Raw genomic sequence first — 1,561 nt, 5'->3', positions numbered from 1 at the left:
CCGAGGTGGACGCCGTGGAGGCGCATGGCACCGGCACCACGCTGGGTGACCCGATCGAGGCCCAGGCGCTGCTGGCCACCTACGGCCAGGAACGCGACCGTCCACTATGGCTGGGGTCGATCAAGTCGAACATCGGGCACACCCAGGCGGCGGCCGGGGTCGCGGGCGTCATCAAGATGGTGATGGCCATGCGGCACGGGCTGCTGCCCAAGACGCTGCACGTCGACGCGCCGACCCCGCACGTGGACTGGTCGACCGGCGCCGTCCAGCTCCTCACCGACGCCCAGCAGTGGAAGACCAACGGGCATCCCCGCCGGGCGGGTGTCTCATCGTTCGGCATCAGCGGCACCAACGCGCACATCATCATCGAGGAGCCACCGGCCGCCGAGCCGGCGGCGACCCCGGCGGCGACTCCGGCACCGGCCATCGCCGGACCGCTGCCGTGGCAGCTGTCAGCGCGCTCCGAGGCCGCCCTGCGGGCCCAGGCGGGGCGGCTCGCCGACGCCGTCGAGGCCGACCCGGACCTGACGGTCGCCGACGTCGGCTGGTCGCTCGCCACCACCCGCGCTGCGCTGGAGCAGCGCGCGGTCGTCGTGGCCGGTGACCGGGACCAGGCGGTGGCTGGCCTCCGCGCGCTGGCCGCGGGCGCTCCGGCCGGCAACCTGGTGCGGGGTCAGACCGCGGCTGGGAAGCTGGCGTACCTGTTCACCGGGCAGGGCAGCCAACGCCACGGCATGGGCAGCACCCTCTACAACACCTACCCCATCTTCGCCGACACCCTCGACCAAACCATCGCCGCCGGACTCCCCACCGAACTACGCCACATCATGTTCACCCCCAACGACCAACGCCTACACCAAACCCGATACACCCAACCCGCCCTATTCGCACTCCAAACCGCGCTCTACCGGCTCATGGAAAGCTTCGCAGTCACACCCGACTACCTACTGGGCCACTCCATCGGCGAAATCACCGCCGCACACCTCGCCGGCGTCCTCTCACTACCCGACGCCGCCACGCTCGTCACCGCACGCGCCGCCCTCATGCAGGAACTACCCGGCGGCGGCGCCATGCTCGCCATCCAAGCCACCGAACAAGAGATCGGATCCCTACCCGACGGCGTCGACATCGCCGCCATCAACGGCCCCACCTCCGTCGTCATCTCCGGCGACGAAGACGCGGTTTTCGCCGTCGGACAGACCTGGACCGAGCGAGGCCGCAAAACCAAACGCCTCACCGTCAGCCACGCCTTCCACTCCCCCCACATGGACGGCATGCTCAACCAATTCCGCGACGTCGCCGCCTCCCTCACCTACGCCGAACCAGCGATCCCGGTAATCTCCAACCTCACCGGGTCGATCGCAGACGACCTCGCCTCCCCCGACTACTGGGTCAAGCACGTCCGCCACGCCGTCCGCTTCACCGACGGCATCAACACCCTCGCCGCCCAAGGCGTCACCAAATACCTCGAACTCGGGCCGGACGGCGTCCTCACCGCCATGGCCGCAGACACCACCACCGGAACATTCACGCCCACCCTCCGCAGTGGACGACCCGAGCC

At 69.8% G+C, this 1,561-nt stretch carries 1 protein-coding gene; it reads left to right on the top strand.

Annotated elements, in window-relative coordinates:
• Window positions 1–14: 14 nt before the first annotated feature.
• The coding region (locus V6V89_RS41320) for a type I polyketide synthase (RefSeq protein WP_334625203.1) at window positions 15–1,561 on the top strand (1,547 nt) is incomplete at its 3' end.

This window comes from Micromonospora sp. CPCC 206061, assembly GCF_036906915.1.
Lineage (GTDB): Bacteria > Actinomycetota > Actinomycetes > Mycobacteriales > Micromonosporaceae > Phytohabitans.
This window is presented reverse-complemented; position numbering and strand designations above follow the sequence as displayed.